The sequence below is a fragment of the Pseudomonas sp. NMI760_13 genome, assembly GCF_021283245.1.
GTDB classification, from domain to species: Bacteria; Pseudomonadota; Gammaproteobacteria; order Pseudomonadales; family Pseudomonadaceae; genus Aquipseudomonas; species Aquipseudomonas peradeniyensis.
Window position 1 is genome coordinate 241543 of sequence record NZ_JAJSRC010000007.1, and the last position, 24328, is coordinate 265870.

Sequence of the window (24328 nt, forward strand, 5' to 3'; positions counted from 1 at the left end):
ATGCTCACCTGGCTGACCCGCGATTCGCTGACCTTCCCGCCCCTGGAAAAGGCCCTGCATGACCCCAATGGCCTGCTTGCCGCCGGCGGCGACCTGACCCCGGACCGCCTGGTCGCGGCCTATCGCCATGGCTGCTTCCCCTGGTACCAGGATGGCCAGCCAATCCTCTGGTGGTCACCCGACCCGCGCACCGTATTGTTCCCGGACGAGCTGCACGTTTCGCGCTCGCTGGCCAAGCTGATTCGCCAGGGCCGCTACCAGGTGAGCTTCGACAGCGACTTCAGCGCCGTGATCGACGCCTGCGCCGCGCCACGGGACTATGCCGACGGCACCTGGATCACCGACAACATGCGCGCCGCCTACTGCGAGCTGCACCGGCGCGGCATCGCCCATTCGGTGGAGGTGCGCCGCGACGGCGAGCTGGTCGGCGGCCTGTACGGCCTGGCCATGGGCCGGCTGTTCTTCGGCGAGTCGATGTTCAGCCGCGCCGACAACGCCTCCAAGGTGGGCTTCGTGACCCTGGTCGAGCACCTCAGGCAGGCCGGCTTCGTGCTGATCGACTGCCAGATGCCCACCGACCACCTGCACAGCCTGGGGGCCCGCGCCATCAGCCGGGTCGACTTCGCCAGCCATCTGGCGCAATACCTGGACCAGCCCAGCGGCGCCCGCTGGGTTGCCTAGGCGAGTTCCCGGAGCTGGCTTACACTTAGAGACAACGTCTCACCTAAGGGGTTGATCATGACAGAGCTGGCGCGGTTGAAGTTCTATGCCACTCAACCCCACTCCTGCAGCTACCTGCCGGATGAACAGGCGACCACGCTGTTCCTCGACCCGAGCCAGCCGATGGACGTGCACGTCTACGCCGACCTGTCGGAAATGGGCTTTCGCCGCAGCGGCGACCACCTTTATCGCCCGCATTGCCAGCAATGCAACGCCTGCGTTCCGGCGCGCATCCCGGCGGCGCGCTTCATTCCCAACCGCCAGCAGCGGCGCATCCTCAAGCGCAATGCCGACCTGACCGTCACTGCCGCCCGCCCGTCCTTCAAGGAAGAATACTTCGACCTGTACCGGCGCTATATCGAGCAACGCCACGCCGACGGCGACATGTACCCGCCCAGCCGCGACCAGTTCTCCACCTTCCTGGTCCGCGACCTGCCGTTCTGCTGGTTCTACGAGTTTCGCCTGGAGGGCCGGCTGCTGGCCGTGGCGGTGTGCGACCTGCTGCCCAACGGCCTGTCGGCGGTGTACACCTTCTATGAACCCGAGGAGGAACGCCGCAGCCTGGGGCGCTACGCCATCCTCTGGCAGATCACCGAGGCCCTGCGCCAGGACCTCGAGGCGGTGTACCTCGGTTACTGGATCAAGAACTGCAAGAAGATGAACTACAAGACCCAGTACCGCCCCATCGAACTGCTGATCAACCAGCGCTGGGTCAGCCTCAACTGAAAGACATTGGCTTGAAACACAAATTTCGGGCATAATCCACGCCACTTTTTTGCCCGGTGCAGTCGTGCGTCGGGCCATCACTGGATACCGAGGGCTTTACTGCATGTCGAAAGAAGACAGCTTCGAAATGGAAGGCACTGTCGTCGACACCCTGCCCAACACCATGTTCCGCGTGGAGTTGGAAAACGGGCACGTCGTTACCGCGCACATCTCTGGCAAGATGCGCAAGAACTACATCCGTATTCTCACTGGCGACAAGGTCCGCGTCGAACTGACGCCGTACGACCTGAGCAAGGGCCGCATCACCTACCGTGCGCGCTAAGCTCAAGCCATGAAAAAGCCCGGCCAATGTGCCGGGCTTTTTTGTGGGCCTTCATAAAGCGGGGCTGCTTTGCAGCCCTATTCGCGGCACAAGGCCGCTCCTACAGGGGAATGCATATTTCTGTAGGAGCGGCCTTGCCGAGGCGTCGGACCGGCCGGAAAGGGCCGCACAGCGGCCCCAGCCTTACGCGACTTCAGCCGTGGTCTCGTAATCGAACACCAGCTCGCCATCGCGCAGGTCGATGTGCACCACACCACCGTGCTCGGCCAGCTCGCCGAACAGGATCTCCTCGGCCAGCGGCCGCTTGATCTTGTCCTGGATCAGCCGCGCCATCGGCCGCGCGCCCATCTGCACGTCGTAGCCCGAGGCCGCCAGCCAGCCGCGGGCGGCGTCGGTGACCTCCAGCAGCACACGCTTGTCTTCCAGCTGCGCCTGCAGTTCGATGAGGAACTTGTCGACGATGCTCTTGATCGTCTCGTGGGACAGGCGGCCGAACTGGATGATGGTGTCCAGGCGGTTGCGGAACTCCGGCGTGAAGCTCTTGCGGATGACCTCCATCGCATCGGACGAGTGGTCCTGGTGGGTGAAGCCGATCGACGCCCGCGCGGCGGTTTCGGCGCCGGCGTTGGTGGTCATGATCAGGATCACGTTGCGGAAGTCCGCCTTGCGCCCGTTGTTGTCGGTCAGGGTGCCGTGGTCCATTACCTGCAGCAGCAGGTTGAAGACTTCCGGGTGGGCCTTCTCGATCTCGTCGAGCAGCAGCACGCAGTGCGGTTGCTTGGTGATGGCCTCGGTCAGCAGACCACCCTGGTCGAACCCGACATAGCCGGGCGGCGCACCGATCAGGCGCGACACGGTGTGCCGCTCCATGTACTCGGACATGTCGAAGCGCACCAGTTCCACGCCCAGGGCCTTGGCCAGCTGGCGGGCGGCCTCGGTCTTGCCCACGCCGGTGGGGCCGGCGAACAGGAACGAGCCGACCGGCTTGTCCGGTGCCTTGAGGCCGGCACGGGACAGCTTGATGGCGGTGGCCAGCGAGTCGATCGCCGCATCCTGGCCGAACACGGTCAGCTTCAGGTCACGCTCGAGGTTGCGCAGCAGCTCCTTGTCGGAGCTGGTGACGTGCTTCGGCGGAATCCGCGCGATCTTGGCGACGATGTCCTCGACCTGCGGCACGTCGATGCGCTTGACCCGATTGGCTTCCGGCTGCAGGCGCTGGTAGGCGCCAGCCTCGTCGATCACGTCGATGGCCTTGTCCGGCATGTGCCGGTCATTGATGTAGCGCGAGGCCAGTTCGGCGGCGGCGCGCAGGGCCTCGTCGCTGTACTCGATGTTGTGGTGGCTCTCGAAGCGGCCCTTGAGCCCGCGCAGGATGCCCACGGTGTCCTCCACCGACGGTTCGGTGACGTCGACCTTCTGGAAGCGCCGCGCCAGGGCGCGATCCTTCTCGAAGATGCCGCGGAACTCCTGGAAGGTGGTGGAACCGATGCAACGGATCTCACCGGATGACAACAGTGGCTTGAGCAGGTTGGACGCATCCATCACACCACCGGAAGCCGCGCCGGCGCCGATGATGGTGTGGATCTCGTCGATGAACAGGATGGCCTGCGGACGTTTTTTCAGCTCGCCGAGCAGCGCCTTGAAGCGCTTCTCGAAGTCGCCGCGGTACTTGGTACCGGCCAACAGCGCGCCCAGATCGAGCGAGTAGACCACGCTCTGGGCCAGCAGGTCGGGCACCTGGCCATCGACAATGCGCTTGGCCAGGCCTTCGGCGATGGCGGTCTTGCCCACACCGGCCTCACCGACCAGCAGCGGGTTGTTCTTGCGCCGGCGGGCGAGGATCTGCGCCACGCGCTCGACTTCCTGCTCACGCCCGACCAACGGGTCGATGCGCCCGGCCCGGGCCAGTTCGTTGAGGTTGCTGGCATAGGCGTCCAGCGGGTTGCTGGAAGACGACGCTTCGCCGCCCTCCTCGTCCTGCATGTCCTGCTCGCTCTCGCTGTGCGAACCGTGGCCCGGCACCTTGCTGATGCCGTGGGCGATGTAGTTGACGACGTCGATGCGCGCCACGCTCTGCTGCTTGAGCAGGAACACCGCCTGGCTTTCCTGTTCGCTGAAGATCGCCACCAGCACGTTGGCGCCGGTCACTTCGCGCTTGCCGGAACTCTGCACATGGAACACGGCACGCTGCAGCACACGCTGGAAGCCCAGGGTCGGTTGCGTCTCGCGGTCCTCGTCATGCACGGGGATCAGCGGGGTGGTCGAATCGATGAACTCCTGCAGGTCGTGCTTGAGTTTGTCGAGATTGGCGCCACAGGCGCGCAGAACGGTCGCGGCAGCCTCATTGTCAAGGAGTGCCAGCAGCAGATGTTCGACGGTCATGAACTCATGACGCTTCGAACGAGCCTCCTTGAAGGCCAGATTGAGGGTGACTTCGAGCTCGCGGTTTAACATAGCTTCACCTCATACCCAAGTGGTCGGCGATTAACCGTCCTTCTCGATTTCACAGAGTAGCGGATGCTGGCTTTCCCTGGCGTATTGGTTGACCTGCATGGCCTTTGTCTCGGCGATGTCACGGGTAAACAATCCGCATACTGCCCGCCCTTCGGTATGGACGGTCAGCATGATCTTCGTTGCCAGCTCGCGGTTCAGATTGAAGAACGTCTCGAGCACTTCGACGACGAAATCCATTGGCGTGTAGTCATCGTTGAACAAAACCACCTTGTACATCGGTGGCGCCTGCAGGATCGGCTTGGCCTCCTGGACCGCAAGGCCGGAACCATCGTCCTCATGCCCGTCCTCGTTCGACTGCGGGCGATCCTGATTGAATGTTAGTCGAATCTCACTGGGTACATGCATGGAAAGAATTTCATCATGAGCGACAGGTTAAGGTTGTGGGTTGACCGCGCAGGCCACTTCCGGCGCGGGCGCCGGCTGACCTTGACTATCGGCAAAACGGTGTTACAACCAATAAGAACCCACCGTGGTCGATAAAGATCCGCGCAGTCAACCAGATTTTCTCGCAAGGTTCGTATGCGGATGAAGTGGATGATACTCCAGTGATGGAGTCCTTTGCAGAGGGACATAGGGATGGCAAGCGGTAAAGTCAAGTGGTTCAACAATGCCAAGGGCTACGGATTCATCAACGAGGACGGCAAGACTGATGATCTGTTCGCCCATTATTCAGCGATCCAGATGGACGGTTACAAGACGCTGAAAGCAGGCCAAGCCGTGAACTTCGAGATCATCCAGGGCCCCAAAGGGCTGCACGCGACCGACATCAGAAGCGCCACCAGCAGCGTCCAGGCCAGCGCGACGAACCCGGGCAACACCGTCGAAGTCTGATCCCCGACCTGCCTGCCGGTAAACGAAAAAACCGGTCGCCCCTTTAATAAAAGAGGCGACCGGTTTTTTTGCCCCGCTTACATGTGCTTGATCAGCGCCTCGCCAAAGCCCGAGCTACCGACCAGGGTCGCGCCGTCCATCAGGCGCTCGAAGTCGTAGGTCACGGTCTTGGCCGCGATGGCGCCATTGGTGCCCTTGATGATCAAGTCGGCCGCCTCGGTCCAGCCCATGTGCCGCAGCATCATTTCGGCCGACAGAATCACCGACCCCGGGTTGACCTGGTCCTTGCCGGCGTACTTCGGCGCGGTGCCGTGGGTGGCCTCGAACATGGCCACGGTGTCCGACAGGTTGGCCCCCGGCGCGATGCCGATCCCGCCCACTTCCGCCGCCAGGGCGTCGGACAGGTAGTCGCCGTTGAGGTTGAGGGTGGCGATCACATCGTAATCGGCCGGACGCAGCAGGATCTGCTGGAGCATGGCGTCGGCGATGGCATCCTTGACGACCACCTCACGGCCGGTTCTCGGGTTCCTGAACTTCATCCACGGGCCGCCATCGAGCAGCTCGGCGCCGAACTCGTCGCGCGCCACCTCGTAGCCCCAATCCTTGAAGGCCCCTTCGGTGAATTTCATGATGTTGCCCTTGTGCACCAGGGTCAGCGACTTGCGGTCGTTGTCCACCACATACTGCAACGCCTTGCGTACCAGGCGCTTGGTGCCCTCCTTCGAGACCGGCTTGACGCCGATGCCGCAGTCCTGGTCGAAGCGGATCTTGGTGACGCCCATCTCCTCCTTGAGGAACTTGATCACCTTGTTCGCCTCGGGCGAGCCGGCCTTCCACTCGATGCCGGCATAGATGTCCTCGGAGTTCTCGCGGAAGATCACCATGTCGACGTCACCCGGCTTTTTCACCGGGCTCGGCACGCCCTGGAACCAGACCACCGGACGCAGGCACACATAAAGGTCGAGCTGCTGGCGCAGGGCCACGTTGAGCGAACGGATGCCACCACCGACCGGGGTGGTCAACGGCCCCTTGATCGACACGACATAATCCTTTACCGCATCCAGGGTCTCCTGGGGCAACCAGGTGTCCTGGTCGTAGACCTGGGTGGCTTTCTCGCCGGCGTACACTTCCATCCAGGCAATCTTGCGCTTGCCGCCGTAGGCTTTCTGCACTGCGGCATCAACCACCTTGATCATCACCGGCGAGACATCCACGCCGATACCGTCGCCTTCGATGTAGGGAATGATGGGGTTGTCGGGAACATTGAGCGAATGGTCTGCATTGACGGTGATCTTGGCACCATCAGACGGAACCTTGATTTTCTGGTATCCCATGCTGCACTACTCCGCTTTTCCTGGGGTGATTGGAAATCGTGCGATCCACTGAGCCTAAACCACATCTGCCGACCTGCAAGGTACGCTCGCCGATCTGGATCGCCATCCCTGCAAGCACCACGTGGGAGCGGGCTTGCCCCGCGAACACCGGCGAAGCCGGTGCCACGCACTGCGGCGCACGCATCGCGGGTCAAGCCCGCTCCCACGTCGACCACCAAAGAACTGGGTGTGTTTCACCGCCCAAGCCTGCGGCAACACGCCACATTGCTCCTACGTCTTTGGTCTTATAAATGCGCTGATACCACTTCGCCTTGCTGAATAGCCCAAAGGGTTTGATATACTCCGGCGCGACCATGGGGTCATCGGGGCGAACCCTAGGAAAATGCGGCTCGCCCTTGGTCATGAATGACCACAAAGCCTGGGTTGTTACCGCGGCCCAGCACTTGACGCTCGACTGATGCATCCACCATCACCGCTCGCAGCCTCTCGACTTTCCGCTCATGGCGTCGCCAGGGCGAAGCGCCTACCCTGCGCACCTCGAGACTCGAGTACGCTCAGCACATAGAGAGTTAACCCGCATGCCCACCCGTTCCAAGATCATCTACACCTTCACCGACGAAGCCCCCGCCCTCGCCACCTACTCGCTGCTGCCGATCGTCGAGGCCTTCACCGCTTCGGCCGATATCGCCGTCGAAACCCGCGACATCTCCCTGGCCGGCCGTATCCTTGCCGCCTTCCCGGAGCAACTGGGCGCAGGTAAGCAGGTAGGCGATCACCTGGCGGAACTGGGCCAGCTGGCCACCACCCCTGAAGCCAACATCATCAAGCTGCCGAACATCTCCGCATCGGTTCCACAGCTGAAGGCCGCGATCAAGGAGCTGCAAGCCAAGGGCTTCAACATCCCCGACTACGCCGACGAGCCAGCCAGCGCCGAGGAAAAAGAATCCCGCGCCCGCTACGACCGCATCAAGGGCAGCGCCGTGAACCCGGTCCTGCGCGAAGGCAACTCCGACCGCCGCGCCCCGCTGTCGGTCAAGAACTACGCCCGCAAGCACCCGCACAAGATGGGCGCCTGGGCCGCCGACTCCAAGTCGCACGTTGCCCACATGACCCAGGGCGACTTCTACGGCAGCGAAAAAGCCGCGCTGATCGAGGCTGACGACAGCCTGCGCATCGAACTGGTCGGTAAAGACGGCAGCACCACCGTCCTGAAAGAAAAAACCGCAGTCAAGGCCGCCGAAGTCATCGACTGCGCCACCCTGAGCCGCAAGGCCCTGAAAGCCTTCATCGCCGAGCAGATCGCCGATGCCAAGGCCTCCGGCGTGCTGCTGTCGGTGCACCTGAAAGCCACCATGATGAAGGTCTCCGACCCGATCATGTTCGGCGTGATCGTCGAAGAGTTCTACAACGACGTGCTGGCCAAGCACGCCGCCGCCCTGGCCGAAGTCGGCTTCAACGCCAACAACGGCATCGGCGACCTGTACGCCCGCATCAAGGACCTGCCTGCTGAAAAGCAAGCCGAGATCGAAGCCGACATCCAGGCCCTGTACGCCGTTCGCCCGGCCCTGGCCATGGTCAATTCGGACAAGGGCATCACCAACCTGCACGTACCGAGCGACGTCATCGTCGACGCCTCGATGCCTGCGATGATCCGCGACTCGGGCAAGATGTGGAACACCGCCGGTGAACTGCAGGACGCCAAGGCGATCATCCCGGACCGCTGCTACGCCGGCATCTACCAGGCCACCATCGAAGACTGCAAGGCCAACGGCGCCTTCGACCCGACCACCATGGGCAGCGTGCCGAACGTCGGCCTGATGGCGCAAAAAGCCGAAGAATACGGTTCCCACGACAAGACCTTCCAGATCAAGGCCGACGGCGTCGTGCGCGTGGTCGATGGCAAGGGCCAGGTCGTGCTGGAGCAGAACGTCGAAGCCGGTGACATCTTCCGCATGTGCCAGACCAAGGACGCGCCGATCCAGGACTGGGTCAAGCTGGCCGTCAACCGCGCCCGCCTGAGCAGCACCCCGGCGGTGTTCTGGCTGGACCCGGCCCGCGCCCACGACGGCGTGATGATCGAGAAGGTGCAACAGTACCTTAAGGATCACGACACCTCCGGCCTGGACATCCGCATCCTGGCCCCGGTCGACGCCATCAAGTTCTCCCTGGCCCGCATCCGCGAAGGCAAGGACACCATCTCGGTGACCGGCAACGTGCTGCGCGACTACCTGACCGACCTGTTCCCGATCATGGAGCTGGGCACCAGCGCCAAGATGCTGTCGATCGTCCCGCTGATGAACGGCGGTGGCCTGTTCGAGACCGGTGCCGGCGGTTCGGCACCGAAGCACGTGCAGCAGCTGGTCGAAGAGAACTTCCTGCGCTGGGACTCGCTGGGTGAGTTCCTGGCCCTGGCCGCCTCCCTGGAGCACCTGGGCAACACCTACGACAACCCGCGCGCCAAGGTCCTGGCCAACACCCTGGACCAGGCTACCGGCAAGTTCCTCGACACCAACAAGTCGCCTTCGCGCAAGGTCGGCGGTATCGACAACCGTGGCAGCCACTTCTACCTGACCCTGTACTGGGCAGAAGCACTGGCCGCCCAAACCGACGACGCCGCCCTGCAGGCGCGCTTCGCCCCGCTGGCCAAGACCCTGAGCGAGAACGAGGCGACCATCGTCGCCGAGCTCAACGCCGTCCAGGGCAAGCCGGCCGACATCGGTGGCTACTACGCCCCGGATGCCGAGCTGACCGCCAAGGTGATGCGCCCAAGCCAGACCCTGAACAGCGCCATTGCCGCACTGTAAGGTTCGCTTGACGTAACAGCACAGACCCCGGCCACGCACCGGGGTTTGTGCTTTCTGCAGCGCAGAAACGGCCCCTTGTAGGAGCGGCCTTGTGCCGCGAATGGGCTGCGAAGCGGCCCCGGATTTTCAGCTTCGCAACAAACATTGCCGGGGCCGCCTTGCGGCCCATTCGCGGCACAAGGCCGCTCCTACAAGGCCCGCGCCTACCATAGGAATCGCACATGACCTGGCAACCCCACATCACCGTCGCCACCATCGTCGAACACGACGGCAAGTTCCTCTTCGTCGAGGAATTCAAGGCCGGCCAGCACGTATTCAATCAACCCGCCGGCCACCTCGAAGCCAACGAAACCATCACCCAGGCCGCCCTGCGCGAAACCCTCGAAGAAACCGCCTGGGAGGTCGAGCTCACCGGCGTGGTCGGCATCTACCTCTATACCGCCCCGAGCAACGGCGTCACCTACCAGCGCATCTGCTTCGCCGCCCGCCCAGTGCGCCATCATGCCGACCTGGCGCTGGACAGCGACATTGTCCGCGCCGCCTGGCTGACCCGCGACGAACTGCTGGCCGAGCCGTCGCGCTGGCGCAGCGAGCTGGTACCGCGCTGCCTCGACGACTACCTGGCAGGCCCGCTGCACAGCCTCGATCTGCTGCGCGACTGACGCCAGCCCGCGGGTTTGATAGAATCGGCGTTTTTCCCCTCTGATACACACCGGTAGCCATGACCAGCCCAGCACTCAAAGACCCCGCCAAGACCCGCGTCATCGTCGGCATGTCCGGCGGCGTGGACTCTTCCGTCTCCGCCCTTCTGCTCATCGAGCAGGGCTACCAGGTGGAAGGTCTGTTCATGAAGAACTGGGAAGAGGACGACGGCACCGAATACTGCACCGCCCGCGAAGACCTGGCCGACGCCCAGGCCGTGTGCGACCGCATCGGCATCAAGCTGCACACCGCCAACTTCGCCGCCGAATACTGGGACAACGTGTTCGAGCACTTCCTCGAGGAGTACAAGGCCGGCCGCACGCCCAACCCGGACATCCTCTGCAACCGCGAGATCAAGTTCAAGGCATTCCTCGACTACGCCCTGTCCCTGGGCGCCGACCTGATCGCCACCGGTCACTACGTGCGCCGCCGCGACACAGGCGCGCTTACCGAGCTGCTCAAGGGCCTGGACCCGAACAAGGACCAGAGCTACTTCCTGCACGCCGTTGGCGGCAAGGAAATCGCCCGTACCCTGTTCCCGGTCGGCGAGCTGGAAAAGCCCGAGGTGCGCGCCATCGCCGAGAAACACGGCCTGGCCACCGCCAAGAAGAAGGACTCCACCGGTATCTGCTTCATCGGCGAGCGCCGCTTCAGCGATTTTCTCAAGCAGTACCTGCCGGCCCAGCCCGGCGAGATCCAGACCACCGAAGGTGAAGTGATCGGCCAGCACCATGGCCTGATGTACCACACCATCGGCCAGCGCCAGGGCCTGGGCATCGGTGGCCTGAAAGACGCCGGCGACGAGCCGTGGTACGTGCTGGAAAAAGACCTCTCGCGCAACGTGCTGGTGGTCGGCCAGGGCAACGAGCACCCGTGGCTGTTCTCCCGCGCCCTGCTGGCCTCGGAGATCTTCTGGGTCAACCCGATCGACCTGTCCAGCCCGCGCCACCTGACTGCCAAGGTGCGTTACCGCCAGGGCGACCAGCAATGCACCCTGGAACGCACCGAAAGCGGCTACCGCGCCGTGTTCGACGAGCCGCAGCGCGCCGTGACCCCGGGTCAGTCGGTGGTGTTCTACGACGGCGAGGTGTGCCTGGGCGGCGGCGTGATCGAGATCGCCGAGCCGTGGAGCCCGCGTCGATGAACAACCTCCAGGAGCAGTTGATCGCCCTGGGCGGCGTATTCCAGGCCGCGGTGCTGGTCGACCGCATCGCCCGCACCGGCCAGGCCAGCGAAGCCAATATCGGCTGCATGCTCGGCAGCCTGCTGGTGCGCGACCCGAAGGACACCCTGGAGGTGTTCGGCGGCGACGACCTCAACCTGCGTGACGGCTACCGCGCGCTGGTCGGCGCCCTGGAGCGCGACCCCAGCAGCCTGCAACGCGAACCGCTGCGCTATGCCCTGTCGATGCTGGGCCTGGAGCGCCAGTTGAACAAGCGTGGCGACATGCTCGACACCATCGGCAACCGCCTGCCGCAGATCCAGTCCCAGGCCGAGCATTTCGGCCTGGCTCACGAAAACGTCATCGCTTCCAGCGGAGCCTTGTACCAGGACACCCTGAGCACCCTGCGCCAACGCATCCAGGTACACGGCGACATGCGTTTCCTGCAGCAGGCCAGCAATGCCTCGAAGATCCGCGCCCTGCTGCTGGCCGGCATCCGTGCCGCGCGCCTGTGGCGACAGCTGGGCGGACACCGCTGGCAGCTGGTGTTCAGCCGGCGCAAGTTGCTCAATGAACTGTACGGGATGATGCGTACCGCTGATTGAAACTGCGCCCTGTGTAGGAGCGGCCTTGTGCCGCGAAAGGGCTGCGCAGCAGCCCCGGCAATCTGTGCCGGGGCGAAGGTTCTGGGGCCGCTGCGCGCCCCTTTCGCGGCACAAGGCCGCTCCTACACAGGGTATTGCGACATGATTCACAGGCCCGACCTTTGGTCAGCCACCCGACTCGGGCGCGTTTTTCATGTATGATATGCGCCCTTCCAAAAGCCTGACTGTCCGAGAACACCCCATGCAGCTCTCCTCGCTCACTGCGGTTTCCCCTGTAGACGGCCGTTATGCCGGCAAAACCCAGGCCCTGCGCCCCATCTTCAGCGAATTCGGCCTGATCCGTTTCCGCGCCCTGGTCGAAGTACGCTGGCTGCAGCGCCTGGCCGCCCACCCGCAGATCGGCGAAGTGCCGGCGTTTTCCGCCGAAGCCAACGCCGTGCTGGACAGCCTGGCCACCGATTTCAAGCTCGAGCACGCCGAACGCGTCAAGGAAATCGAGCGCACCACCAACCACGACGTCAAGGCCATCGAGTACCTGCTCAAGGAGCAAGCGGCTCAACTGCCTGAGCTGGCCAAGGTCAGCGAGTTCATCCACTTCGCCTGCACCAGCGAGGACATCAACAACCTGTCCCACGCCCTGATGCTGCGCGCCGGCCGTGACGACGTACTGCTGCCGCTGATGCGCCAGATCGCCGAATCCATCCGCGCCCTGGCCCACGCCCACGCCGACGTGCCGATGCTGTCGCGCACCCACGGCCAGCCGGCCTCGCCGACCACCCTGGGTAAAGAGCTGGCCAACGTCGTCTACCGCCTGGAGCGCCAGATCGCCCAGGTGGCCGCCGTGCCGCTGCTGGGCAAGATCAACGGCGCCGTGGGCAACTACAACGCCCACCTGTCGGCCTACTCGCAGATCGACTGGGAAGCCAATGCCCGCGCCTTCATCGAGGACGAGCTGGGCCTGGTGTTCAACCCCTACACCACCCAGATCGAGCCGCACGACTACATCGCCGAGCTGTTCGACGCCATCGCCCGCTTCAACACCATCCTCATCGACTTCGACCGTGACGTCTGGGGCTATATCTCGCTGGGCTACTTCAAGCAGAAGACCGTCGCCGGCGAAATCGGCTCCTCGACCATGCCGCACAAGGTCAACCCGATCGACTTCGAGAACTCCGAAGGCAACCTGGGGATCGCCAACGCACTGTTCCAGCACCTGGCCAGCAAGCTGCCGATCTCGCGCTGGCAGCGCGACCTGACCGACTCCACCGTGCTGCGCAACCTGGGCGTGGGCTTCGCCCACAGCGTCATCGCCTATGAAGCCAGCCTGAAGGGCATCGGCAAGCTGGAAGTCAACGCCGCCCGTATCGCCGCCGACCTGGACGCCTGCTGGGAAGTCCTGGCCGAGCCGATCCAGACCGTGATGCGCCGCTTCAACATCGAGAACCCCTACGAGAAGCTCAAGGAGCTGACCCGTGGCAAGGGCATCACCCCTGAAGCGCTGCTGACCTTCATCGACGGCCTGGACATGCCGGCCGAAGCCAAGGCCGAGCTCAAGCAACTGACTCCTGCCACCTACATCGGCAACGCGGTAGCCCAGGCCAAACGCATCTGACCTGCGCCCCGCGCCTAACGCCCGGCCTGGCCGGGCGTTTTTATTCCCGTACGAAAACCAAGTTTTTTCAATAGGTTGAACATGAATTCTGATACTCCACTGCAACTGCTGGGCGGCCTCACGGCCCGTGAATTCCTGCGCGACTACTGGCAGAAGAAGCCACTGCTGGTGCGTCAGGCCTTCCCCGACTTCGTCAGCCCCATCGACGCCGACGAGTTGGCCGGCCTGGCCCTGGAAGAAGAAGTCGAGTCGCGCCTGGTGCTCGAGCACGGCGAGCGCCCGTGGGAGCTGCGTCGCGGCCCGTTCGCCGAGGACGCCTTCGCCGACCTGCCCGAGCGCGACTGGACCCTGCTGGTGCAGGCGGTTGACCAGTTCGTGCCGGAAGTCGCCGAGCTGCTCGAAGAGTTCCGTTTCCTGCCCAGCTGGCGCATCGACGATGTGATGATCAGCTACGCGGCGCCCGGCGGCAGCGTCGGCCCGCACTTCGACAACTACGACGTGTTCCTGCTGCAGGGCGACGGCACGCGCAACTGGAAAGTCGGGCAGATGTGCAACAGCGACAGCGCGCTGATCGACCACGCCGACCTGCGCATCCTGGCCGACTTCGAGCAGAGCGAGGAGTGGACCCTGGAGCCGGGCGACATGCTCTACCTGCCGCCGCGCCTGGCCCACTACGGCGTTGCCGAGAGCGAGTGCCTGACCTACTCCGTGGGCTTCCGCGCCCCGAGCGCCGCCGAAGTGCTGACCCACTTCACCGACTTCCTCGGCCAGTTCCTGCCCGATGAAGAGCGCTACAGCGACGCCGACGCCCAGCCGGTCAGCGACCCGCACCAGATCCAGCATGATGCCCTCGACCGCCTCAAGGCGCTGATCGACAAGCACATGGCCGACAAGGACCTGCTGCTGACCTGGTTCGGCCAGTTCATGACCGAGCCGCGTTATCCCGAGCAGGTTGTCGGTGAAGAGCTGAGCGAGCAGGACCTGATCAACTATCTCGAACAGGGCGCCGTGCTGATCCGCAACCCAAGCGCACGCATGGCCTGGTCCGAGCTCAACGACGACCTGATGCTGTTCGCCAGCGGGCGCAGTTGCCCGCTGCCAGCCAAACTGCGCGAACTGCTTAAGCTGGTGTGCGCCGCCGATGCCTTGCACATCGACAACCTTGGCCAGTGGCTGCAGGACGAAGACGGTCTGATGCTGGTACAACAGCTGGTCATGCAAGGCAGCCTGGGATTCGCCGATGAATAAGATCAGTGTTCGACTGGCCGACTGGCACAAGGACAACGCCGACATCCACCGCATCCGCAGCGCCGTGTTCGTCGCCGAGCAGCACGTGCCGCCGGAGCTGGAATTCGACGCAGAAGACCCGACCGCCGTGCACTTCCTGGCCATGGAGGGCGACTACCCGATCGGTACCGCCCGCCTGCTGCCCGACGGCACGATTGGCCGGGTCTCGGTGCTCAAGGACTGGCGCGGCCTGAACGTGGGCGACGCGCTGATGCGCGCGGTGATCGTCGAGGCGCAGAACCGCGACCTCAAGCAGCAGATGCTCAGCGCCCAGGTACACGCCACGCCGTTCTACGAGCGCCTGGGGTTCCGCGTGGTCAGCGAGGAGTTCCTCGAGGCCGGCATCCCGCACGTGGACATGGTTCGCGACTCGCGCGAGATGGCCTGAGCCACCAGGTTGGCTGCCTACTCTTTGTAGGAGCGGCCTTGTGCCGCGAAAGGGCTGCATAGCAGCCCCAGGATTTCAGCGTTGGCGCAAAGATCGCCGGGGCCGCTATGCGGCCCTTTCGCGGCACAAGGCCGCTCCTACAGGGTTACGCCCGCCCCCTCAGGCAATCACGATCTGCCCATCCCCCACCCCCTGAGCAGAGATCCCCACCAGCGTCACGCTGTCCCCGCCGAACTTCAGCACCAGGTCATCGCCAACCTGGCTGGCATGGGCACGCCAGTCCGGCGTCGCCGTACCACCATCCACACCGATGAACACCAGCCGGTCCTGCCCGGTGAAGTCCAGCACCCGGTCCTGGCCGAAATGCTCACTGAACAGGAAGGTGTCGCGCCCCGCGCCGCCAATGAGCACATCGTTGCCCGCGCCACCCACCAGCACGTCATTGCCGGCGCCGCCCTGCAGCCGATCGTCACCGCCCAGGCCGAACAACCATTGGCCCTGATTGCCCGCCACCAGCTGATCGCCGGCCTGGGTACCATTGAGCGAGGACGCATAGGGCGTGACCTTGCCGCTCTCGAACAGACCTTGCGCCGCCACCCCGTGGCTGACCTCCTTGCTGAAGATCAGCAGGCTCGACTCCTTGCTCACCAGGTTCTCGACATTGCGCACCAGGCTGATGCCGCCCTGGCCATCGCGCACGTACAGCGTGCCCTCGCCGTCCCGGGCGATGCTCAGGTTGGCCAGGGCGTCCTGCAGCTTCAGGGTGTCATGACCGGCGCCGCCATCGATCAGGTTGAAGCCGCCGTCATCGCGGAAGGTGTCGTTGCCGGCCCGCCCTTCGAGGTAGTCGTTGCCGCGCCCGCCATGGATCAGATCGTCCTGCTCTGAGCCGATGATGAAGGTGCTGCCCTTGTGCGGCTCGGCATTGCGGTTGAGGTCCTCGACCCAGGTCGAGCCACGGGTGACATCGGACAGGTTGCTGACCACGATGGTCGAGTCGCGGCTGGTCCATTGATAGAACGACGAGCCCAGCACCCGGCCAAGGCCATCGGCATAGGCCGTCGGCAGGTGCGACAGCCAGGTGGCGATGTTGCCGATGGAGAACGGCAGCAGGTTCCAGGCGTCGGAGGCGTAGTGGTCGTTGAAGTTGACGATGTTGTTGGTGGCCGAGGCCTTGGCGCCGTCGTGCACGCCCAGGGTGCCCCAGGTTGCCGAGGTGCCATCGAGCACGCGGAATACCGGGTCGTTCTCATAGCCGATATTGAGCACCTTGCTGGCATCGGCGGCCTGGGTCGGCGAGGCGAAGGCGACGTAGCGCGCATCCTGGTAGAAACCGCCCCAGCGCGAGCCGCTCAGGTCGGCCAGGCTGTTGACCGCCAGGCCGCCGAGGCTGTGACCACTGACGGTAACATCGGCGCCACTCAGACCGTTGGCCTTGGCAAAGGCCGCCACATCGGCAAGCAACTTGCCAAAGGCGTTGCCGGCGTAATCACGGGCATAGCCAGCCGGGCCGATCGCCGCCAGCAGGTCGTTGATGGCATCGCCGATGGTGTCGCCCAGCAGGTTCTCGCGCGGGCCGCTGGTGCCGCGGAAGGCGATGCCGATGCCGCTGAGCTGGCCGGCGGCATCGTAGCGGCCGAGGATTTCCACCTGCGCCGATGTGTAGCCCGGCGCTTCGCCGTGGAAGGTGCCACGGCCGTCGGTCTTGCCCTGGTAGCCCAGCTGCGCCGCGCTGATCGGCGTCCAGCCGGCGGCCTTGACCTGGGCCAGGGCGCGGGCTTCGGAGTCGGGGTTCCAGGGGATGCCGGGGATCACGCCCTGGCTGTCGGTGCCGCCGATCAGCGCCTTGACCAGGGTGGCCGGCAGGCCCAGACCGAAGCCGTACTTCTGGTAGCCGGCGCTGAAGCCATCGTCGATACCATGGTAGGCATAGGTGGCCAGGGCCATGGCATCTTTATAGAGCGAGGAAGAGGCAGTGCTGTCGAGCTGTCGGTAATCGAAAACGGGCATTGGTTTACATCCCTGTTGTTATTGTAGGAAGGACACCCCAGCGACATCGTCCAGTGACACGACTGGCGGGCGAAAGGCAAAGCTGGCACGCATTTGCCGACTCGTCCAACCCCAAGGGGTGGCTACCCTGCCAAACATGCGGGCGAAAAACCTGTACATGCATACAGATAAAGCTTGCCTGCACGCCCTGGCTTGCGCATCCTAGTGCCCATCTTCCGCGATCAAGCGTTTCGGCCATGCGCCTCTTCCTCTGCGAAAAACCCTCCCAGGCAAAAGACATCGCCAAGGTCCTCGGCGCCCAGCGTCGTGGCGACGGCTGCTGGCAAGGAACCGATGTCTGCGTGACCTGGTGCATCGGCCACCTGCTCGAGACCGCGCCGCCGGACAGCTACGACGAGCGCTACAAGCGCTGGGCCCTCGAGGACCTGCCGATCATCCCGGAGAAGTGGAAGATGACGGTCAAGCCCAAAACCGCCAGCCAGTACAAGGCAGTCAAGCGTCTGCTCGGCGAGGCCCGCGAGCTGGTGATCGCCACCGACGCCGACCGCGAGGGCGAGATGATCGCCCGGGAGCTGGTCGAGCATTGCCGCTACCGGGGACCGATCCAGCGCCTGTGGCTGTCGGCACTGGACGACGCCTCGATCCGCAAGGCACTCGGCCGCCTGCTGCCGGGCCAGGAGACCTTCAGCCTGTACCATTCGGCCCTTGGCCGCTCACGCGCCGACTGGCTGATCGGCATGAACATGAGCCGCCTGTTCACCCTGCTCGGCCGCCAGTCCGGCTACCAGGGCGTGCTGCCGGTGGGACGGGTGCAGACACCGACGCTGCGCCTGGTGGTGGACCGCGACCGCAGCATCGCCGACTTCGTGCCGGTGCCCTTCTGGGCCATCGAGGTGCAGCTGGAAAGCGCCGGCAGCGTGTTCAACGCCCAGTGGCGTGCGCCGGAAGACGCCTGCGACGACCAGGGCCGCTGCCTGAAGCAGGACCTGGCCCAGCAGGCCGCCGCCGACATGCAGGCGGCCGCCAGCGCCCGGGTGCGCAAGATCGCCACCGAACGAGTACGCGAGGCGGCTCCCCTGCCCTTCGACCTCGGCACCCTGCAGGAAGTGTGCTCGAAGAAGCTCGGCCTCGGCGCCCAGGAGACCCTGGATATCGCCCAGGCCCTGTACGAAACCCACAAGCTCATCACCTACCCACGCAGCGACAGCGGCTACCTGCCCCTCAGCCAGCACGGCGAGGCTGCCGGTATCCTCGCCGCCCTGCAACGGGCCGACAACAGCCTCGCGCCGCTGCGGGCGCACCTGGATCCGGTCCGCCGCTCACGGGCATGGAACGACCAGAAGGTCAGCGCCCACCACGGCATCATCCCCACCGCCGCCGCCAGCGATCCGGCGCGCCTGCCGCCCAAGTACAAGGCGGTGTATACCCTGATCCGCGCCCGCTACCTGGCGCAGTTCCTGCCCAACCACGAGTACGACCGCACCCAGGCCGAGTTCGATTGCGCCGGCCATGCGCTGCGGGCGGTGGGCAAGCAGATCGTCGAGCCGGGCTGGCGCCGGGCGCTGCCCGAGGCACTGACCCCAACCAAGGGCCGTGAGGCGCCACCGGCCCAGGTGCTGCCGGCGCTGCGCGAAGGCCAGGACTGCGCAGTGCGGGACCTGCAACTGAAGGACCTGTGGACCCAGCCACCCAAGCCCTTCACCGAAGGCGACCTGATCAAGGCAATGAAGAACGTCGCCAAACTGGTGGACGACCCTCGGCTGAAACAGAAGCTCAAGGAAACCACCGGCATCGGCACCGAGGCCACCCGCGCCAGCATCATCCAGGGCCTGCTCGACCGTGGCTATCTGGTCAAGAACGGCAAGGCCCTGTCGGCCACGCCCGCCGCCTTCAGCCTGATCGACGCCGTGCCTCGGGCCATCGCCGACCCTGGCACCACGGCGATCTGGGAACAGGCGCTGGACATGGTGCAGAGCGGCGAGATGAGCCTGGACGAGTTCGTCACCCGCCAGTCGGCCTGGATGGGCAAGCTGGTGCAACGCTGCAGCGGCCTGCGCCTGACCATCAGCGGGCCGGCAGCGGGCAAGGCGGCGGCGCCGTGGAAGAAGAAGCGCAAGGGTGCTGCCAAGGGCAAGACAGTAGCCGGCAAGCCTCGGCAGCCGCGGCGCAAGGCAGCGACCTAGCGCGTTCCAATCGCGGGGCAAGCCCGCTCCCACGCCTGTTTGTATTCGGCGCGTGGGAGCGGGCTTGCCTCGCGATGGCGCCATCTACTGGCGCAATGAAAATCCTCTGCTATTTTTTCATGAAAATAATCATAAAAAATTTCACGAGGCCCCGGCATGTTCAAGCAATCCGCCCAGCACGTCGCCAGCTACTACGCCCGCACCTACCCCGCCACCATCCCCCTGCGCCCCACCCTGCAGGGCGCCCATGACACCGACATCCTGATCGTCGGTGCCGGTTTCAGCGGCCTGCACACGGCCCTGCGCCTGACACTGGCCGGCCAGCGCGTGACCCTGCTGGAAGCCAGCCGGGTGGCCTGGGCCGCCTCGGGCCGCAACGGTGGCCAGGCACTGCTGGGCTGGTCGTGCGACATGCCCCCACTTGAGCGAGCCCTGGGCCTGGAGCGCAGCCGACGCCTGTGGGACAGCATGTGCTGGGCCGCCCGCGAGCTGCGCGAACTGCCCCAGCGTCATGGCTTCGATGTCGACTATCACCTGGGCAGCCTGTGGACCGCCGTGCTGCCGCGCCGGGTAAAACTGCTGGAGGAAGCCCAGCGTGAAGCACAGGAGAAATTCGACTACGACTGCCTGCGCCTGATCGGCCACGACGAGCTACCCGAGTGGATCGACAGCCCCCGTTACCAGGCCGCGCTGTACGACCCCAATGGCGCCCACCTCAACCCGTTGAAGCTGGCCCAGGGCCTGGCCGGGGTGATCGAGGCGAACGGCGGGCGGATCTACGAGCAGAGCCAGGTGCTCGACTACCACGAACACGCCGACGGCTTCGTTGCACGCACCGATCAGGGCGAAGTGCGCAGCCGCGTACTGGTGCTGGCCTGCAATGCCTATATCGACCGCCTCGACCGCACGCTCTCGCGCCGGCTACTGCCGGTGGGCTCCTACCAGGTGGCCACGGCCCCCCTGGACGCCGAGTTCGCCGCCTCGCTGCTGCCGCGCAACAGCTGTGTGATCGACAACCAGTTCGTTCCCGACTACTTCCGCCTGACGCCCGACCACCGCCTGCTGTTCGGCGGCGGCTGCACCTACCTGGGCGGCATCCCCAAGGACGTCGCCAGCGCCACCCGGCCCTATCTGGAGCGGGTGTTCCCACAGCTGCGCGGGGTGGCCATCGAACATGCCTGGGGCGGCCACATCGACTGCAGCATCCAGCGCACCCCGGATATCGGCCGTCAGGGCCAACGCTACTGGCTGCAAGGATTCTCCGGCCACGGCGTGCTGCCGACCCTGGCCGGCGCACGCGCCGTCAGTGACGCGATTCTGGGTGACGACGACCTGCTCGCGCTTTATCAGGGCATCGAAAATGGCCGCTTCCCCGGCGGCGACCTGCTGGCCGCGCCGCTGGAAGCGGCCGCCAAGGCCTGGTACAGGATGCGCGACCATGCCTGAGCAGATCGACGACAACCAGGGCCTGGCGCGGCTGGTGCGCGACCTGCGCAAGCACCGCGGGCTGACCCTGGACGAGCTGGCCGGGCGGGTCAAGCGCTCGCTGGGCTTTCTCTCGCAGGTCGAGCGCGGCCTGTCGCGTCCCACGGTGGCCGACCTCACCGCCATCAGCGAGGCGCTGCAGGTTCCCACCACCTACTTCTACCAGGCCGTGCCGCCCCGGGCGCTCGACTGGGTCACCCGCCCCGGCGAGCGGCGTACCCTGTACTACGCCGCCGGGGTCACCGACGTGCTGGTCTCGCCGACCCTCACCGGCCGCTTCGCCATGCTCGAAAGCCACCTGGCGCCCGGCGCCAGCAGCGGCGAAGGGCATCTGGACGACAGCTCGGAACAGGGTGGCTTCGTCCTCGAGGGCGAGCTGACCCTGTGGCTCGAAGGCCAGGATGACGCTATTACCCTGCACCCCAACGACAGCTTCCAGCTGCCGCCCCACAGCCAGTTCCGCTACGCCAACCTGACCGCCCGAACGACCCGGGTTCTCTGGGTCTTCCGTTGAGAGCATGCCAATGACAAGTACAACAGGCTTCCCCGATCTGCTCAGCGAAGTACGCGCCTTCCGCGCCCGACACCCGCAGGTGCGCTACGTCGACCTGATCAGCCTGGACATCCCCGGGCACTTCTACGGCAAGCGCTACCCCATCGACATGCTGGAGAAGGTGGCCGCGGGCAGCCCGCTCAAGCTGCCGCAGAACTGCGTGCTGCTCGGCGTGCAGGGTGGGCTGTTCCCCATCGGCGACTACTGCTTCAACGACGGCGACCCGGACGCCCCGCGCCGCCTGGTACCCGGTACGCTGAAACCGGTGAGCTGGGAGCGTGAGCCGCTGGGGCAGATGTTGATCACCTCGGACGGTACCGCGGCGCCTATCGAATTCGAGCCCCGCGAGGTGCTGGCCCGTGTCCTGCAACGCCTGGAGCGCCGGGGCATCCGCCCGGTGGTGGCGTTCGAACTGGAGTTCTACCTGTTCGACCGGGCGCTGAAAGAGGGCCTGCCGCAGTTCCCCCGCGACCCGGCCAGTGGCGATGCCGACGACCAGCCGAACATGCATATCGAGCGCCTGTCACGCTTTTCCGATGTGCTGCGCGAAATGGTCGAGACCGCCAACGCCCAGGGAGTGGACGCCAATGTCATCACCGCCGAGCTGGGCCCTGGCCAGTTCGAGATCAATTTCGGCCACTGCGACGACGGCCTGCGCGCCGCCGACTGGGCGGCGCTGTTCTGCCGCAGCACCCGTGGCGTGGCGCTCAAGCATGGGCTGCGTGCCTCGTTCATGAGCAAACCCTACCTGCACGCGCCGGGCAGCGGCATGCATGTGCATGTCAGCCTCTACGACCCGGCCGGCAACAACCTGCTCGCCGCCGACGCCCAGCGCCCGCTGCGCCACGCCGTGGCCGGCTGCCTGGCGCTGCTGCCGCACTGCATGCCGGTGTTCGCCGCCAACCACAACGCGTTTCGCCGCTACGGCGCCATGGTCAATGCCGCCAGCCGTGCGAGCTGGGGCTTCGAGGACCGCGACGCGTGCATCCGCATTCCAGAGTCGGATCCGCGCAACCTGCGGATCGAGCACCGGCTGGCCGGGGCGGATGCCAATCCGTATCTGGTACTGGCGGCGATCCTCTGCGGGATGGAGCATGGGCTGGACACCGCGCAGGAGCCGATTGCACCGCTGAACGAGGATCGTGGCAGCGGGATCGACTTTCCCAAGGACATGCTCGGCGCGGTGGCGGCGATGCGCGGGCATCCGGCCGTCAACGAAGGGTTGGGTGCGGAATTCGTGATGGTCTATTGCGAGAACAAGCGCCAGGACCATCTGGCGTTCCTGCAGGAGGTCAGTGCGCGGGAATATCGCTGGTTCCTGTGACATCCATCGCGGGGCAAGCCCGCTCCCACGCAACGATCCCGAACTGGCGTGGGAGCGGGCTTGCCCCGCGATGAGGCCGGCACTGGCAACCCCTACCGTCCGGGATTACCATGTGCCCCCTCTAGCGCGGCCTTTTGCCGCACCCACCCCCTCGCCAGCCAAACTCCATGCCCTTCGAACTCACCGTAGAACCGCTCACCCTGCTGATCCTCGCCCTGGTCGCCTTCGTCGCTGGCTTCATCGACGCCATTGCCGGCGGCGGTGGCCTGCTGACCACTCCCGCGCTGCTCACCGCCGGCATGCCGCCGCACCTGGTGCTGGGCACCAACAAGCTCAGCTCGACCTTCGGCGCCGCCACCGCCAGCATCACCTACTACCGGCGCAAGCTGTTCCACCCGGCGCAGTGGCGCCTGGCGATCGTCGGCACCTTGGTGGGCGCGCTGATCGGCGCGGTGGTGGCCCACTACATGCCCGCCGAATGGCTGAACAAGATGTTGCCGGTGATCGTCTTCGCCTGTGGCGTCTACCTGCTGTTCGGCGGCACGCCCAAGGCGCCTCTGGACGCCGAGGCGCCGATCAGGAAGAAGTGGCAGTTCCCGCAAGGTTTTACCCTGGGCTTCTATGACGGCGTCGCCGGGCCGGGCACCGGTGCCTTCTGGACCGTTAGCACATTGCTGCTCTACCCGATCGACCTGGTTCGCGCCAGTGGCGTGGCGCGCAGCATGAACTTTGTCAGCAATATCGCGGCGCTTACGGTGTTCATCATTTCCGGGCAGGTGGATTACATCGTTGGGCTGTGCATGGGGGTGTCGGTGATGGTCGGGGCGTTCTTTGGGGCGCGTACGGCGATCAGCGGGGGGAGCAAGTTTATTCGGCCGGTGTTTATTGCCGTGGTGTTGGCGTTGACTGTGCGGTTGGCTTGGCAGCATTGGTTTGGGTAGGGGTCGGGCTTGGGCTTGGACTCTGGTGAGCGTTTTGATTTTTGTAAGCACATTCGTAGAAGATATCGACATTTAGTCACCTTTCCGCCTTTACGGCGGCCTACTTTTCTCTTGGGAAAAGTAGGCAAAACCGTTCCGCTCCGTTCATCCGGCCCCTACGCTGCGCTCCGGGGTCCCCTCGCTCCGTTCTTGCTCCCGGGAGGACCGCGCTGAACGCCCCATCCTGGGGCGCAGCGCTTGACGGCCATCCATGGCCGTCACCTCCCTCCGCAAGAACTCCGCTCGGCCTCCTGAAGTCGCAATTGGTGTTGCCTGGACTATCGCGCGCTTAGAAGCAAGAGCAAGAGCAAGAGCAAGAGCAAGAGGCGCGAAGTTAGTTGTTTTACCATTAGTTATGTATTGGCTGTTCCGGCCCTTTCGCGGGGCAAGCCCGCTCCTACAGGGTTATATATAGCGGCGACTATTGCGTGGGAGCGGGCTTGCCCCGCGATGTGATCGAGAGATTAATTAAGCTCCCACTAGCGACAGCTGCGCCAGTCCAGGCGCCGCCCGTAACTTCGCGACTTCAGGAGGCCGAACGCAGGACTTGCGGAGGGAGGTGACGGGCATGGATGCCCGTCAAGCGCTGGGGCCCAGGATGGGCCCTGCAGCGCGGTCCTCCCGGGAGCAAGGCCGGAGTGAGGGAACCCGGAGCGAAGCGTAGGGCCGGATGAATGGAGCGAGGCGGCTTTGGTTACTTTGGCCAAGATGTAGAGACCGGACACATGGTGGACACGTGTACGGAGACATGGTTGACACTTCCTGGCAGCCCCCTTTGCCAGGATT

20 protein-coding genes are annotated in these 24328 nt (G+C 64.9%); 16 read left to right on the plus strand and 4 right to left on the minus strand.

What is annotated here, in order from left to right; genetic code table 11:
• The 3 genes from aat to infA all read left to right on the plus strand — a co-directional run bounded on the left by aat (position 1) and on the right by infA (position 1768).
• Positions 1-681 carry a leucyl/phenylalanyl-tRNA--protein transferase gene (gene aat / locus LU671_RS10555; RefSeq protein ID WP_203652222.1) on the plus strand — a complete coding sequence of 227 codons (681 nt, stop codon included), beginning with the start codon at positions 1-3 and terminating at the stop codon, positions 679-681.
• A 57-nt stretch (positions 682-738) separates the two neighbouring features.
• Positions 739-1446 carry an arginyltransferase gene (locus LU671_RS10560; RefSeq protein WP_203652220.1) on the plus strand — a complete coding sequence of 236 codons (708 nt, stop codon included), beginning with the start codon at positions 739-741 and terminating at the stop codon, positions 1444-1446.
• Between the two features lie 103 nt (positions 1447-1549).
• Positions 1550-1768 carry a translation initiation factor IF-1 gene (gene infA / locus LU671_RS10565; protein ID WP_002553999.1) on the plus strand — a complete coding sequence of 73 codons (219 nt, stop codon included), beginning with the start codon at positions 1550-1552 and terminating at the stop codon, positions 1766-1768.
• A 183-nt stretch (positions 1769-1951) separates the two neighbouring features.
• On the opposite strand, the gene clpA is transcribed toward infA, so the two are convergent.
• Both clpA and clpS read right to left on the minus strand, forming a co-directional pair.
• Positions 1952-4222, minus strand: a complete 2271-nt coding sequence (gene clpA / locus LU671_RS10570) for an ATP-dependent Clp protease ATP-binding subunit ClpA (RefSeq protein ID WP_203652218.1) — start codon at positions 4220-4222, stop codon at positions 1952-1954.
• Between the two features lie 30 nt (positions 4223-4252).
• A complete protein-coding gene (clpS, locus tag LU671_RS10575) occupies positions 4253-4627 on the minus strand; it encodes an ATP-dependent Clp protease adapter ClpS (protein ID WP_011533429.1) in 375 nt (124 codons plus the stop codon).
• Positions 4628-4858: 231 nt separating this feature from the next.
• Here clpS and cspD point away from each other — a divergent pair, with 231 nt between their 5' ends.
• Positions 4859-5113, plus strand: a complete 255-nt coding sequence (gene cspD, locus LU671_RS10580; RefSeq protein ID WP_186716100.1) for a cold shock domain-containing protein CspD — start codon at positions 4859-4861, stop codon at positions 5111-5113.
• Positions 5114-5190: 77 nt separating this feature from the next.
• On the opposite strand, the gene icd is transcribed toward cspD, so the two are convergent.
• Positions 5191-6447 carry an NADP-dependent isocitrate dehydrogenase gene (icd, locus tag LU671_RS10585; RefSeq protein ID WP_232855647.1) on the minus strand — a complete coding sequence of 419 codons (1257 nt, stop codon included), beginning with the start codon at positions 6445-6447 and terminating at the stop codon, positions 5191-5193.
• A 578-nt stretch (positions 6448-7025) separates the two neighbouring features.
• Here icd and LU671_RS10590 point away from each other — a divergent pair.
• The 7 genes from LU671_RS10590 to LU671_RS10620 all read left to right on the plus strand — a co-directional run bounded on the left by LU671_RS10590 (position 7026) and on the right by LU671_RS10620 (position 15007).
• Positions 7026-9251, plus strand: a complete 2226-nt coding sequence (locus LU671_RS10590) for an NADP-dependent isocitrate dehydrogenase (RefSeq protein ID WP_232855648.1) — start codon at positions 7026-7028, stop codon at positions 9249-9251.
• Between the two features lie 221 nt (positions 9252-9472).
• Positions 9473-9913: an NUDIX hydrolase gene (locus LU671_RS10595; protein WP_232855649.1), complete on the plus strand. Its 441-nt coding sequence runs from the start codon at positions 9473-9475 to the stop codon at positions 9911-9913.
• Positions 9914-9972: 59 nt separating this feature from the next.
• Positions 9973-11097 carry a tRNA 2-thiouridine(34) synthase MnmA gene (mnmA, locus tag LU671_RS10600; RefSeq protein WP_232855650.1) on the plus strand — a complete coding sequence of 375 codons (1125 nt, stop codon included), beginning with the start codon at positions 9973-9975 and terminating at the stop codon, positions 11095-11097.
• On the plus strand, positions 11094-11720 hold the full coding sequence (hflD, locus tag LU671_RS10605; RefSeq protein WP_232855651.1) for a high frequency lysogenization protein HflD: 627 nt from the start codon (positions 11094-11096) through the stop codon (positions 11718-11720). The genes mnmA and hflD overlap by 4 nt, the downstream gene beginning before the upstream one ends.
• Positions 11721-11961: 241 nt before the next feature.
• Positions 11962-13332 carry an adenylosuccinate lyase gene (gene purB / locus LU671_RS10610; RefSeq protein ID WP_062359667.1) on the plus strand — a complete coding sequence of 457 codons (1371 nt, stop codon included), beginning with the start codon at positions 11962-11964 and terminating at the stop codon, positions 13330-13332.
• 81 nt (positions 13333-13413) lie between these two features.
• Positions 13414-14580 carry a ribosomal protein uL16 3-hydroxylase gene (locus LU671_RS10615; RefSeq protein ID WP_232855652.1) on the plus strand — a complete coding sequence of 389 codons (1167 nt, stop codon included), beginning with the start codon at positions 13414-13416 and terminating at the stop codon, positions 14578-14580.
• Entirely contained in the window at positions 14573-15007 is a 435-nt protein-coding gene (locus tag LU671_RS10620) for a GNAT family N-acetyltransferase (protein WP_050706370.1), read from the plus strand. The genes LU671_RS10615 and LU671_RS10620 overlap by 8 nt, the downstream gene beginning before the upstream one ends.
• 159 nt (positions 15008-15166) lie before the next feature.
• On the opposite strand, the gene LU671_RS10625 is transcribed toward LU671_RS10620, so the two are convergent.
• On the minus strand, positions 15167-17017 hold the full coding sequence (locus tag LU671_RS10625) for a polyurethane esterase (RefSeq protein ID WP_232855653.1): 1851 nt from the start codon (positions 17015-17017) through the stop codon (positions 15167-15169).
• A gap of 236 nt (positions 17018-17253) precedes the next feature.
• Here LU671_RS10625 and LU671_RS10630 point away from each other — a divergent pair, with 236 nt between their 5' ends.
• The 5 genes from LU671_RS10630 (at position 17254) to LU671_RS10650 (ending at position 23503) form a co-directional block, all read left to right on the plus strand.
• Entirely contained in the window at positions 17254-19200 is a 1947-nt protein-coding gene (locus LU671_RS10630; RefSeq protein WP_232855654.1) for a DNA topoisomerase III, read from the plus strand.
• A 156-nt stretch (positions 19201-19356) separates the two neighbouring features.
• Positions 19357-20646: an NAD(P)/FAD-dependent oxidoreductase gene (locus LU671_RS10635; RefSeq protein ID WP_232855655.1), complete on the plus strand. Its 1290-nt coding sequence runs from the start codon at positions 19357-19359 to the stop codon at positions 20644-20646.
• On the plus strand, positions 20639-21199 hold the full coding sequence (locus LU671_RS10640; protein ID WP_232855656.1) for a helix-turn-helix domain-containing protein: 561 nt from the start codon (positions 20639-20641) through the stop codon (positions 21197-21199). Before LU671_RS10635 ends, LU671_RS10640 begins: the two co-directional genes overlap by 8 nt.
• A 10-nt stretch (positions 21200-21209) precedes the next feature.
• Entirely contained in the window at positions 21210-22562 is a 1353-nt protein-coding gene (locus LU671_RS10645; RefSeq protein ID WP_232855657.1) for a glutamine synthetase family protein, read from the plus strand.
• 167 nt (positions 22563-22729) lie between these two features.
• Positions 22730-23503: a TSUP family transporter gene (locus tag LU671_RS10650; RefSeq protein ID WP_203652198.1), complete on the plus strand. Its 774-nt coding sequence runs from the start codon at positions 22730-22732 to the stop codon at positions 23501-23503.
• The last annotated feature ends 825 nt before the right edge of the window (positions 23504-24328 follow it).